The organism is [Roseibacterium] beibuensis (genome assembly GCF_039542305.1).
Taxonomy (GTDB): Bacteria; Pseudomonadota; Alphaproteobacteria; order Rhodobacterales; family Rhodobacteraceae; genus Roseibacterium; species Roseibacterium beibuensis.
Map to the genome: position 1 here is coordinate 162,076 of NZ_BAABHW010000002.1, position 12,400 is coordinate 174,475.

The 12,400-nt window shown below is 66.4% G+C and carries 13 protein-coding genes; 4 read left to right on the forward strand and 9 right to left on the reverse strand.

The features are described from left to right. Positions 1 to 193: 193 nt before the first annotated feature. Together ABD923_RS07190 and ABD923_RS07195 are read left to right on the forward strand one after the other, a co-directional pair. Positions 194 to 901, forward strand: a complete 708-nt coding sequence (locus tag ABD923_RS07190; RefSeq protein WP_259550002.1) for a response regulator — start codon at positions 194 to 196, stop codon at positions 899 to 901. A gap of 74 nt (positions 902 to 975) precedes the next feature. After that, positions 976 to 1,452 carry a hemerythrin domain-containing protein gene (locus tag ABD923_RS07195; RefSeq protein WP_259550003.1) on the forward strand — a complete coding sequence of 159 codons (477 nt, stop codon included), beginning with the start codon at positions 976 to 978 and terminating at the stop codon, positions 1,450 to 1,452. Positions 1,453 to 1,639: 187 nt separating this feature from the next. Here the strand turns inward: ABD923_RS07195 and aspS are convergent, their stop codons facing one another. From aspS to ABD923_RS07210, 3 genes are all read right to left on the reverse strand, one after another. Further along, on the reverse strand, positions 1,640 to 3,418 hold the full coding sequence (aspS, locus tag ABD923_RS07200) for an aspartate--tRNA ligase (RefSeq protein WP_259550004.1): 1,779 nt from the start codon (positions 3,416 to 3,418) through the stop codon (positions 1,640 to 1,642). A gap of 102 nt (positions 3,419 to 3,520) precedes the next feature. Continuing rightward, positions 3,521 to 4,366, reverse strand: a complete 846-nt coding sequence (locus ABD923_RS07205; RefSeq protein WP_259550005.1) for a VCBS repeat-containing protein — start codon at positions 4,364 to 4,366, stop codon at positions 3,521 to 3,523. An 11-nt stretch (positions 4,367 to 4,377) separates the two neighbouring features. Next, positions 4,378 to 4,701, reverse strand: a complete 324-nt coding sequence (locus ABD923_RS07210) for a 2Fe-2S iron-sulfur cluster-binding protein (protein ID WP_259550006.1) — start codon at positions 4,699 to 4,701, stop codon at positions 4,378 to 4,380. A 121-nt stretch (positions 4,702 to 4,822) separates the two neighbouring features. Between ABD923_RS07210 and ABD923_RS07215 the strand changes: the two genes are divergently transcribed. Next, entirely contained in the window at positions 4,823 to 5,203 is a 381-nt protein-coding gene (locus ABD923_RS07215) for an OB-fold nucleic acid binding domain-containing protein (protein ID WP_222191365.1), read from the forward strand. Positions 5,204 to 5,278: 75 nt separating this feature from the next. Further along, a complete protein-coding gene (locus ABD923_RS07220) occupies positions 5,279 to 5,839 on the forward strand; it encodes a peptidoglycan-binding domain-containing protein (protein WP_259550007.1) in 561 nt (186 codons plus the stop codon). A gap of 76 nt (positions 5,840 to 5,915) precedes the next feature. Here the strand turns inward: ABD923_RS07220 and ABD923_RS07225 are convergent, their stop codons facing one another. From ABD923_RS07225 to rpiA, 6 genes are all read right to left on the reverse strand, one after another. Further along, entirely contained in the window at positions 5,916 to 7,385 is a 1,470-nt protein-coding gene (locus tag ABD923_RS07225) for a DegQ family serine endoprotease (protein ID WP_405048316.1), read from the reverse strand. 244 nt (positions 7,386 to 7,629) lie between these two features. Beyond that, entirely contained in the window at positions 7,630 to 7,833 is a 204-nt protein-coding gene (locus ABD923_RS07230) for a DUF2065 domain-containing protein (protein ID WP_259550008.1), read from the reverse strand. A 63-nt stretch (positions 7,834 to 7,896) separates the two neighbouring features. Beyond that, complete coding sequence (gene hflC / locus ABD923_RS07235; protein WP_259550009.1) at positions 7,897 to 8,787, reverse strand: protease modulator HflC; 891 nt, start codon at positions 8,785 to 8,787, stop codon at positions 7,897 to 7,899. Next, complete coding sequence (gene hflK, locus ABD923_RS07240; protein WP_259550010.1) at positions 8,787 to 9,956, reverse strand: FtsH protease activity modulator HflK; 1,170 nt, start codon at positions 9,954 to 9,956, stop codon at positions 8,787 to 8,789. Before hflK ends, hflC begins: the two co-directional genes overlap by 1 nt. Positions 9,957 to 10,060: 104 nt before the next feature. Next, the gene (locus tag ABD923_RS07245) at positions 10,061 to 11,527 is read right to left on the reverse strand and encodes an FAD-dependent oxidoreductase (protein ID WP_259550011.1); all 1,467 of its coding nucleotides are present in this window, start codon (positions 11,525 to 11,527) and stop codon (positions 10,061 to 10,063) included. A gap of 76 nt (positions 11,528 to 11,603) precedes the next feature. Further along, positions 11,604 to 12,392, reverse strand: a complete 789-nt coding sequence (gene rpiA / locus ABD923_RS07250) for a ribose-5-phosphate isomerase RpiA (protein ID WP_259550012.1) — start codon at positions 12,390 to 12,392, stop codon at positions 11,604 to 11,606. Positions 12,393 to 12,400: the final 8 nt, after the last annotated feature.

Genomic DNA, 12,400 nt, shown 5'->3' on the forward strand with positions numbered 1-12,400 from the left:
TTAGGTCCCTTGCGTTGGGGCACGATATGGCCCGCCTGCCCCGCCCTTGCCAAGGGGCGAAGGGACGCGGGGGCAAGCGCACGGGCCGAAAAACCGGGCAGCGCGCGGTCGATCTTAATCCTTTCTCAACCCTGCCAGTGTGAACTGGTCCGGATCAAAGGGATTCGTTTCGAATTTTCTGGGGATGGCTCGCATGGATGATGCACTCACCGACCTTCTCTACCGGCCGCGCCCGTCGGCGGACCGGCCGCTGCTGGGCCTGACGATCCTCGCGGTCGAGGATAGCGTGTTCGCCTCCGAGGCGCTGCGCCTGATGTGCCTGCGCTCGGGCGCGCGGCTGCGCCGGGCCGATTGCCTCGCCTCGGCGGAACGTCACCTCAACGTCTACCGCCCGGCGGTCGCCATCGTCGACCTGGGCCTGCCCGACGGCTCGGGCCTTGACCTGATCGCGGCGATGCACGCGCTGACGCCGCGCGTGCCGATCATCCTCGGCACCTCCGGCGCCGAGCGGGAGGCCGCGGCAAAACAGGCGCTCAGCGCGGGCGCGAACGGGTTCCTGCCCAAGCCGCTCGACTCGCTGGCCGCCTTCCAGGCCGAGATCCTGCGCCACCTGCCCGCCGAGTTGCGCCCCTCCGGCCCGCGCGAGGCCGAGGTCACGCCCGTCACCCCCGACCCCTTCGCCCTGCGCGAGGATCTGTCCCACGCGATGGACCTTCTCGCGCTCGATGCGCCGCCCGTGGGCTACCTGCGCCGCTTCCTTCTCGGTCTGGCCCGGTCCGCCGAGGACGACGCGCTGGAAGGCCGGGCGCTTGCCATGGATGGCGGCTTCGCCGGTCAGGACAAGGCCGATCTGCGCGCGATGATCTCGCGGCGGCTGCAATCCATCCCGATGGCGATGTGACCCCGATGACCTGTCTTGCGGAACCGATGACGCGCACGCGGGTTGTCCCGGCAGCACAGCCAGGGAGTTTCGCCATGCCGTCCATCTACGCCGCCATCAAGTCCGACCACGATTGCCACCGCGACCTGATGGACACGATCGCCGACACCTCCGGCGACAGCGACCGTCGCAAAAAAGCGTGGTCCGAGTTCTACCACGACGTGAAAGCCCACGCCGCCGCCGAGGAAGAGACGTTTTACTCTAAGCTGATCTCGAAAACCTGGGGCCAGGATTCCGCCCGCCATTCGGTCCACGAACACCAGCAGCTCGACGACCTGATGGAAGAGCTGAACGGGATGGACATGTCCTCGCCCGGCTGGCTGCAAAAGTTCAAGACGCTCCGGCACGACTACCTCCACCATATCGAGGAGGAAGAGGATGAGGTCTTCACCCGCGCCAGGGAGGTGATCGACGAGGCCGAGATCGAGGGCTACGGCGACCGTTTCCTCAAGCGCAAGGCGCAGGAAGGCGAGCTGATCGAAGAGAAGAAAGAGGACAGTCTCGAAGACTGACCGTCCCCGGGGCATTTTCCACCCCGCCCGACAAAAATAGAGCGGCGCCCGCATCCGGCAGGCGCCGCTCTTTTCATTTCAGGCCCCCGGCGGCTGGCAGGATTTCAACCTGCCTCCACACCGCCTTGGGCAATTTCAAAGGAGAAACCGCATGATTTCTGCGGCCTATCCACAGCATGTGGAAAACTTACTCCTGCGGGATCACGCGCAGGCCCAGTTCCATCAACTGCTCCGCCGTCGGCTCGGACGGGGCGTTCATCATCAGGTCCTCGGCGCGCTGGTTCATCGGGAACAGGATGACCTCGCGGATATTCGCGGTGTCGGCCAGGATCATCACGATCCGGTCGATCCCGGCCGCGCAACCGCCATGCGGCGGGGCGCCATACTGGAACGCGTTGACCATGCCGCCGAAGCGCTTGCGCACCTCGTCCTCGCCATAGCCCGCCAGTTCAAACGCCTTGAACATGATCTCGGGCTTGTGGTTCCGGATCGCGCCCGACACGATCTCGTAGCCATTGCACGCCAGGTCGTACTGGTAGCCCATCACGTCCAGCGGGTCGCCCTCCAGCGCCTCCAGCCCGCCTTGCGGCATGGAGAAGGGGTTGTGGCTGAAATCGACCTTGCCGGTTTCCTCGTCCGCCTCGTACATTGGGAAATCGACAACCCAGGCGAAGGCGTAGCGATCCTTGTCGATCAGGTCGAGCTGCTCGCCCACCTCGGTCCGCGCGCGGCCCGCGACGGCCTCGAATTCCGACGGTTTGCCCGCCAGGAAGAAGGCCGCGTCGCCCGCGCCAAGGCCCAGTTGCTGCCGGATCGCCTCGGTCCGCTCGGGGCCGATATTCTTGGCCAGCGGGCCTGCGCCTTCCAGGGCGCCCTCGGCCTCGCGCCAGAAGATGTAGCCCATCCCCGGCAGGCCCTGCCCCTGCGCCCAGGAATTCATCCGGTCGCAGAACTTGCGCGACCCGCCCGTGGGCGCGGGGATCGCGCGCACCTCGGTGCCGTCCTGTTCAAGGATCTTGGCGAAGATGGCAAAGCCCGAGCCCGCGAAATGCTCGCTCACGACCTGCATCTCGATCGGGTTGCGCAGGTCGGGCTTGTCGGTGCCGTATTTCAGCGCCGCCTCGGCATAGGGGATGCGCGGCCAGTCCTGGTCCACCTTCTTGCCGCCGCCGAATTCCTCGAACAGGCCCTTCAGCACCGGCTCGACCGTGCCGAACACGTCCTCCTGCTCGACGAAGGACATCTCCATGTCGAGCTGGTAGAAATCGGTGGGCGAGCGGTCGGCGCGCGGGTCTTCGTCGCGGAAACAGGGCGCGATCTGGAAATACTTGTCGAAGCCCGACACCATCAGCAACTGCTTGAACTGCTGCGGGGCCTGCGGCAGCGCGTAGAACTTGCCCGGATGCAGGCGCGAGGGCACGAGGAAGTCGCGCGCGCCCTCGGGGGACGAGGCCGTGATGATCGGCGTCTGGTATTCGCGAAAGCCGATATCCCACATGCGGCGACGGATCGAGGCCACCACGTCCGAGCGCAGCGTCATGTTCGACTGCATCGCCTCGCGCCGCAGGTCGAGGTAGCGAAAGCGCAGGCGCGTTTCCTCGGGGTATTCCTGATCGCCAAAGACCTGGAGCGGCAGATCGCCCTTCACCTGCCCCAGGACTTCCATGTCGCGGATGAACACCTCGATCTCGCCGGTGGGGATCTTGGGGTTCACCAGCGCGTCGTCACGGGCCTTCACGTTGCCGTCGATGCGGATGCAGTATTCGGCGCGCAGCTTCTCGACCTCGTTGAACACCGGGCTGTCCGGGTCGCAGAGCAGCTGCGTCATCCCGTAATGGTCGCGCAGGTCGATGAAGAGCACCCCGCCATGGTCGCGGATGCGGTGCACCCACCCCGACAGGCGAACGGTGTCGCCCACGTTTTCCTTGCTGAGCTCGGCACAGGTGTGGCTGCGATAGGCGTGCATCTACGGTCCCTTTGGGCTTTGGTTTTGCGGCGCCGTCCGGCGCGTCTCATGGGTCGCGCCGATACACCGCGCGGGGCGGGCGAAGTCAACCCCGACAAGGCGTCAGGGCGTGCAGGAAAGGGCGTTCGCGACGGCCTCGGGGCTGAAAGGCGCCAGTGCGCGCGCGGTCAGGGCACCCTCCGTCAGGCGCGTCGCCATGACCTGCGACCAGCCCGCATCGGCGGTGATGATCTCGGGGCCGGCGCCGCAGTCGCGGATGCCGCCGGTGATGAAGGCCTCGCCGATGCGGTGGTTCGACAGGCCGGGCAGGTTGGCGATCCCCTGCAGGCGGCCGCCGGTCGCGCCATCGGGCGTGAAGCGCCAGACGCGCAGGGTGCGGGCAAGATGCGGGCGGTCGACATAGGCGATGTCCTGCGTCCCGTCCCCGTCGAGATCCGCCACGCCCACCGGTGCGAGCCAGCGGTTTGCGCGCCCGATATGGGGGGTGGCGGCATAAAGGGTCAGATCCGTGCCGTTCGGGGCCACGCCATAGACGGACAGGCGCGCACCCTGGGTGGCATGGCTTTGCACCACGATGATCTCGGGGCGGCCATCCCCGGTCAGGTCGGCCAGGCGCGGGGCGAGATCCTCGAACACCTCGGCCTCGGGCAGGATGATCCGGGCCGTGGTGCAATCGGGGACATCATCGAGTTGCACGGCCAGCGTGCCCGCCTCGATCGCGTCGCCAAGGACGGCGTGCGCGTAGCGCGTCGTGGGGTCTTCGAACCAGGCGGCGACAGGTCCGTGCGGGCCGCTGGCCTGCGTGACGGAGCCCTCCATCGCGACGCCGACCCAGGTCGGCTGATCGCAGGCAAGCGCGCCCCCTGCCCCCGCCAGCAACAGGCCCAGGGCCAGCCCCGCGCCGCGGGCGCCCGCGCGACAGGCGCGCAACGGCAGGCGCGGCGCCACCGGCGCGGTCCTCAGATCTGCTTTTCGGGCATCTGCACGACCAGGCCGTCCAACGCGTCCGTCACCTTCAACTGGCAGGTCAGGCGCGAGCGTTCGGGATCGGGCTGATAGGCGAATTCCAGCATGTCCTCTTCCATCGGGTCGATCTCGGGCAGTTTCGAGATCCAGTCGGGATGGACGTAGACATGGCAGGTCGAACAGGCGCAGGCGCCGCCGCAATCGGCCTCGATGCCGGGAATGTTGTTGTCGCGCGCGCCTTCCATCACGGTCAGGCCGTTGGGCACGTCCACGACATGCTCGGTGCCGTTGTGTTCGATATAGGTGATCTTGGCCATGTCCTGCCTTGCCCTTTTCCTCGGTGCTGCAAATCCGGGTGACAGGTAATATGCCGGGCCATGGCTTTCCAGACAAAAACTCGGGATTGCATGCCGCAGGGTATGTTCTATTTTTGTTCTCATGGAGCCCGATATCCGCCCCCCCGACTGGCCAAGGCCGCCCGATTGCCTGCCGCATCACCTTTTGCACCTGCCGCCCGAGGGGGCGCGGATCATGGTGGCGGGGCTGGTCCTGGTGCGCCAGCGGCCCGGTACCGCCAAGGGGGTGATCTTCCTGACGCTGGAGGACGAGTTCGGCGTCGCCAACATCATCGTCTGGCAGAAGATCTACCAGCGCTTCCGCCGTGCGGTGATCGCGGGGCGGCTGTTGCGCGTGACCGGACGGGTGCAGCGCCAATCGGGCGTGGCGCATGTGATCGCCGAGCATGTCGAGGATATCTCGGACATGCTGGACGCGCTTGTGCATCTGCATGAGCAGACCCGCGCCGCCGATGGCCCCTGAGCGCACAACGCTTCCGCGAGGGGGCAAAACGCGCTATGATGCGGGCAACGATAAACGGCAGGTCAGAGCAGACCCATGCGATACCCGATCCTTCTTGCGGCCCTTTGGGGCGGCCTGTCGGCCTGCACGCCGACAACGGAGGAGGTGTTCTCGGCCGTGATCGACCCGGTGGAAACCGACATCCAGGTGACCCGCGGGATGGGTCCGCCCGATGCCGACCCGAATGCCTGCTACGGGCGCGAGGTGACGCCTGCCGTGATCGAAACCGTGACCGAACAGGTGATGCTGCAACCGCCGCAGATCTCGACCGATGGCGCGGTGCGCGAACCCGCGGTCTTCATGACCGAAACGCAGCAGCGCATCGTTCAGGAACGGCGCGAGCTGTGGTTCGAGACCCCCTGCCAGGCCGAGCGCGACCCGGAATTCATCGCCTCGCTGCAACGCGCCCTGGAGGCGCGCGGCCATTACCACGGGCCGATCAACGGCGAGATGGACACCCGCACACGCCGCGCGATCCGCGCCTACCAGCGGCCACAAGGGCTCGACAGCCCGATCCTGTCGCTGGCCGCCGCGCGGCAGCTTGGCATCGCCATCTGGGACCCGGAGCTGGCGGCGCAGGGCGGCGACGGCGGCTGATCCCGCCCCCTACTTCTGCAAGAAAAAACCCCCGGCGCGCGGTGCCGGGGGTTTCGTCTGTGAAAGGCGGGGCGCCTTATTCGTCTTCTTCGAGGCTCAGCGCCACGAAGCGCGGGTTGCCGGCGCGGCGGATGAGCAGAAGGATCGACTTCTGCCCTGCCTCTTCGGCGGTTTCGATCCGTGCGCGGAAATCATCGGCGGTGCGCACCGGCTGCTGCGCGACCTCGGTGATGATGTCGCCCACCTGCAAACCCTTCGCGGCGGCGTCCGAGGCCGGGTCGACCTGTTCGATCACCAGACCGCCCGACACGCCCTGCGCATCCAGTTGCTGGCGCATCGCGTCGGTCAGCGGCGTGACGACCAGCCCCAGCACCTCGCCCGAGGATTGCTCGGGGCCCTGTGCGTTGCCATTGCCCGACGGCCCCATGCCTTCGGCGGTTTCGCGACGGCCGAGCGTCACGCGCAGGGTCTGGGTTTCCCCGTCGCGCAGGACGACGACGCGCACGGTTTCGTCAACGCCCGAGTCGCCGACGACGCGGACCAGTTCACGCGTATCGTCGATCTCTTCCCCGGCGAAGGAGATGATCACATCGCCCACCTCGATGCCGCCGTCACGGGCCGGCCCCTCGGGGACGTCGGTGACGAGGGCGCCGCGTGCATCTTCGAGGCCAAGGCCTTCGGCGATATCGGCGGTCACGTCCTGGATGCGGACACCCAGCCAGCCGCGGCGGGTTTCGCCGAACTCACGCAGTTGCGCGACGACATTCGTGACCACGTCCGACGACATGGCGAAGCCGATGCCAATGGACCCGCCCGTGGGCGACAGGATCGCGGTGTTCACGCCGATCACCTCGCCATCCATGTTGAACAGCGGTCCGCCCGAGTTGCCGCGGTTGATGGCGGCGTCGGTCTGGATGTAGTCGTCATAGCTGCCCGACAGTTCGCGGCCGCGGGCCGACACGACGCCGACAGACACCGAGAAGCCCTGCCCCAGCGGGTTGCCCATGGCCATGACCCAGTCGCCCACGCGCATCGCCTCGCTGTCACCCAACGTGACGAAGGGCAGCGGGTCGTCCGTTTCGACCTTCAGAAGGGCGATATCGGTGTTGGGGTCGGTGCCGATCAGCGTCGCCTCAAGCTCCATCCCCGAGCGGAACTCGATGAGGATCTCGTCGGCGCCTTCGATGACGTGGTTGTTGGTGACGATGAACCCGTCCTCGGAAATCACGAAGCCCGAGCCGAGGGCCTGGCTCCGGCGGCGTTGCTGCTCGGGGCCTTGCTGACGGTCGAGGAAGTCGTTGAAGAAATCGTCGAGCGGGCTGCCTTCGGGCAGCATCGGGCCGGGACCGCCCTGGCGTCCGGCAACGACGGCCGAGGTCGTGATGTTGACCACGGCATCGCCGACCTCGTCCACGAGGTCGGCAAACGACGGCGGTGCGGATTGGGCGCGCGCGTCCGTCGTTGCAATCACGAGGGCCAGCATGCTCAGCGCCGCGATCAGCGCGGTCATCATCGCCCGGTAGGTCATCGCGCCCTGGTGGGTCATGCGGGCCACGGCGGCGCGGGCCGGGGTCGCGGAATGGCGGTCTGGGGACGGCTGAAATTCAACCGGGGCCTGTTGGATCGTCACGGACTTCCCTCCTGTCAAGCCGGATGGGCAGCGGCAATATCGCTGCAAATGCTGATGTTCATATTTGCGCAGACTGCGCCCGGATCAACCTTTTCGAGCCTCGCGCGGTTGCCAGGGTCCGTCACATGCGCGTGACGCGGCCGTAATATCGGGAGGCGGATCAAAGCCCGCCACTCACCGCCCATGAGACCAGAACCGCCCCCAGGGCCACGGCGACAAGGCCGATCAGGCGGCGCGTCTCGACGGGGATTTCGGCGAACATGCGCAGGATCTGGTCCAATCGCGAGGGCGCGAAGGCAAAGATCAGACCTTCGATGACAAGCGCGGTGCCAAAGCCGAGAAGCAGGATGTAGAACACGCTCATGATCTCGTCGGTCGTCTCGTGAAACGCAAACGGGCGGCACTTGGCCGCCCGCTCTGGTGAAAGTTACCTGTTGGCCGGTGGCGTGCCGCCGGCGGACCCATCGAGATATTCGAAGAACTCGCTGTCAGGCGTGATCACCATGGTGGTGTTGTTGCGCAAGGCGCGTTCATAGGCCGTCATCGAGCGGTAGAACTCGAAGAACTCGGGGTCCTGGCCGAAGGCGTCGGCGAAGATGCGGTTGCGTTCGGCGTCAGCCTCACCGCGGGTGATCTCGGCCTCGCGCTGCGCTTCGGAGGTCAGCTCGACCACGGTCCGGTCAGCCTGGGCGCGGACACGCTGCGCGGCTTCGTTACCACGGGCGATCTCGTCGGTGGCTTCGCGTTCACGCTCGGCCCGCATCCGGGCGAAGGTCGCTTCGAGGTTCTGCGCCGGCAGGTTCGTCTGCTTCAGGCGCACATCCAGCACCTCCAAGCCCAGCACCGCGGCCCGTGCGCGGGCCTGCTCGGTGATCTGGTCCATCAGCGCGGCGCGTTCCGGCGACAGGATCGTGTTCGAAGTCACCCCGTCCGAACCCAGAACGGCACGGATGGTGGGGTTGATGATGCCTTCGAGGCGATCCTCGCCGGCCCGCAGGCCGCCGACGCCGACAGCCTGGCGGAACTGCACCACATCATTGATCCGGTAACGCGCGAAGGCGTCGATCACGAGACGCCGGTCATCCGAGGGCGTCACCTCGATCTCGGCGGTGTCGAGCGACAGGATGCGGTCGTCGTAGTAGACCACCTCCTGGAAGAACGGGAGCTTGAAGTTGAGGCCCGGTTCTTCGATCACCTGGCGGATCTGGCCGAATTGCAGCACCAGCGCGCGCTGGCGTTCATCGACCACGAAGATCGAGCTGGACAGCACCGCGAGGCCCAGAACGAGAACGGGCACAAGATAGGCAAGACGTTTCATCAGTTGCTGCTCCCCGTTGCGGTGGAAGTGTCAGGCTGCGTGCGGCGCAGCTCGTTCAGAGGCAGGTAGGGCACCACGCCGGAGCCGCCGCCCGAGCCGTTGTCATCGAGGATGACAAGGTCGGTATCGCCCAGAACGCGCTCCATCGTTTCGAGGTAGAGACGACGGCGCGTCACCTCGGGGGCATTGGAGTATTCCGTCAGAACCGAGAGGAAGCGCGCGGCCTCACCCTGGGCTTCGTTGATAACCTGCGCGCGATAGCCTTCAGCTTCTTCGAGAAGCTGGGCGGCTTCACCACGGGCCCCGGCGAGAACGCGGTTGGCGTAGGCGTCGGCCTGACGCTCCAGCCGGTCGCGTTCCTGTTCGGCGGCCTGCACCTCGCGGAAGGCGTCGATCACCTCGGCGGGCGGGTCGGCGCGGTCGAGGTTCAGACGCACGATGTTCACGCCCGAGTCGTAGCTGTCCAGCGTGGTCTGGATCAACTGCTGGACGCGGTCGGCGATGAGGCCACGATCACGGTTCAGGATCGGGGCCAGTTGCGACTGCGAGATCACTTCGCGCATGGCGGCCTCGGACACGGCGCGGATCGTCGCCTCGGGGTCGCGCAGGTTGAAGAGATACAGCGCCGGGTCGTTGATGTTCCAGACCACTTCGAAATCGATATCGACGATGTTTTCATCGGTGGTCAGCATCAGGCCGTCATCCGAGGCGCCGGGACGGTTAGCGCCGATGGTGACGGTGTTTTCCCGCGTCACGGCCAGAACCTCGGCGGTCACAAGCGGCCAGGGAGCGAAGTTGAGGCCGGGGCCGCCGACCGAGCTGAATTCCCCCAGGAACAGTTCGACGGACTGCTCTTCCGGGCGGACCGTGTAGAAGGAATTGAACGCCCAGAGCAACAGCGCCGCGATGGCGCCGACGATCCAGATCACGCGCGGCGCAGGGCCAGTGCCCCCACCGCCGGGGCCACGACCGCCGCCGCCGCGACCGCCCATCAGGACGCGCAGCTGTTCCTGCCCCCTGCGGACAATCTCGTCGATCTCGGGGATCTGCTGGTCACCGCCGCTCGGGCGGCGTGGGCCTTCGTCGCGCCCACCCCCGTTGTTGTTTCCGCGATTTCCACCGCCTGAGCCGCCTCCGCCGCCCCAGGGGCCGCCACTATTGCCAGCCATAGATTGTCGTTCCCTCACACATTGAGTGTCTTTGATTAATATATGGGCCTCGGGCCCGTGATTGCATCGGAAGCTGTGCGTTTTCGCCGCAAAATCAAGCTTGGTCAGACCGTGCGCACGGGCGTTTTCATCGTCACCAGTTCCTCGGCCATTGTCGGGTGCACCGCGACCGTGCGGTCGAAATCCTCTTTTGTGGCGCCCATCTTCACCGCGATGCCGGCCATCTGGATCATCTCGCCCGCGTTCGGCGCGACGATATGACAGCCCAGAACCTTGCGGTCGCCGCGATCCACGATGAGCTTCATCAGAACGCGCCCCGGCTTGCCCGCAAAGGCCGTCTGCATCGGGCGGAACGAGGTGCAGTAGACCTCGATCTCGTGATTTTCGCGCGCCTGTTCCTCGGTCAGACCCACGGTGCCGAACTCGGGCTGGGTGAAGACCGCGGAGGGGATCAGGTCATGATCGACCGGCGTCGGGTTGCCCTTGAACACCGTCTCGACGAAAGCCATGCCCTCGCGGATCGCCACGGGCGTCAGGTTGACGCGGTCGGTCGCATCGCCGATCGCGTAAATCGAGGGCACCGCCGTTTGCGAGAACGCGTCGACGATGACCTCGCCGTTGCGGCCAAGTTTCACGCCCGCCGCTTCAAGGCCCATGTTGTCCGTGTTTGGGCGGCGACCGGTGGCGAAGAGCACCTGGTCGAACACACCCTCGTGCCCGTTGGTGGACTTGACCCAGAGCGGGCCGCCCCTGGCCGAGGCCTCGCCGCCGCTCGCATCGGTTTGCAGCGCGGTCATCTGGTGCACGTCGGCGCCCATGCCGGCCTGGTTTTCCTCGTCCGGGTCGGGGCGCTCCGAGGCCGGGGCCATGTCGACGATGTTGGTGCCGAGATGCAGGTCGATCCCCTGCTCGCGCATCATCTCGGCGATCAGGCCGCGCGCTTCCTCGTCGAAGCCGCGCAGGATCTGCGCGCCGCGGTAGAACTGCGTGACCTCGACGCCCATGCCCGAGAGGATGCAGGCGAATTCGCAGGCGATGTAGCCGCCGCCCACGATCAGGATGGATTTGGGCAATTCCGGCAGGTCGAAAATGTCGTCCGACACGATCCCCAGGTCGGCACAGGGGAAATCGGGCCGCACGGGCCGGCCGCCGGTGGCGATCAGGATATGCTTGGCGGTCTTGGTGACGCCATCGGCGAGGCGCACGGTGTGCGGATCGTCCAGGGCGGCGCGGCTGTCGAACACCTCGACGCCGGAATTGTCGAGCAGGTGGCGATAGACCCCTTCCAGCCGGTCCAGTTCCTTGTGGAGTTGAGGCTGGAACTTGTCCCACTGGAACACGCCATCCTCGACATCCCAGCCATAGGCGCGGGCATCGGCAAAGCTTTCCCGGTAGCCGGAAGCGAAAACCATGAGCTTTTTCGGCACGCAGCCACGGATGACACAGGTGCCGCCCATGCGGCTTTCCTCGGCCAGCGCCACCTTGGCGCCCTCGGCCGCCGCAACGCGCGCCGCGCGCACCCCACCCGATCCGCCACCGATCACGAACAGGTCATAGTCGAATGTCGCCATGGCTTCCGATCCCTTCGGTCAGGTCTACGTCGGGCGTCGGTATCCCATAGTCGGGCGGCGCGTGCCAGAGGGGCGATCAGTCGCCGCTATCCACGAAAAGGTTCTCGCTGTCGACAAGGTCGACGCGTTCATGCTCGACGGTGCCGTTGTTGATGTCGCGCACCTCGACGGTGCCGTCGGCATTGCCGATCACAAGGATGTCGCAGATGTCGAGGAACAGCCCATTCTCGACCACGCCCGGGATCTGGTTCAGCACAAGGCTGAGCTGCGCGGGATTCGAGATGCGGCGCAGGTGCAGATCGAGGATATAGTTGCCCTCGTCCGTGCGGAACGGCTCGGACCCGTTGAGGCGCAGGCTGGCCGAGCGGCCAAGGACCTCGACATTCGACAGCATCTCTTCGACCAGCGCCTTGGTCGTCTGCCAGCCGAACGGGATGACCTCGACCGGAAGCGGGAAGGTGCCGAGGCGGTCCACCTCTTTGGAGAGGTCCGCGATCACCACCATCTGGTCGCTGGCCGTCGCCACGATCTTTTCATGCAAGAGCGCGCCGCCCCCGCCCTTGATGAGGTTGAGGTTGGGGTCGAATTCATCCGCGCCGTCGATGGTCAGGTCGAGCCAGCGCACCTCGTCCAGCGTCTTGACGGTGAGGCCCACCTCGCGCGCGAGATCCGCCGTGCGCTTCGAGGTCGCGACCCCGGTGACCATCATCCCCTCTTCGCGGACCATCTCGCCCAGGCAACGCACCATCCAGGCGGCGGTCGACCCGGTCCCGAGGCCCACCCGCATCCCGTCCTCGACGAATTCCACGGCGCGGCGGGCGGATACGTATTTTGCCTTGTCGATGGGCGACAGCTCGGCCGGCATGGGCGATC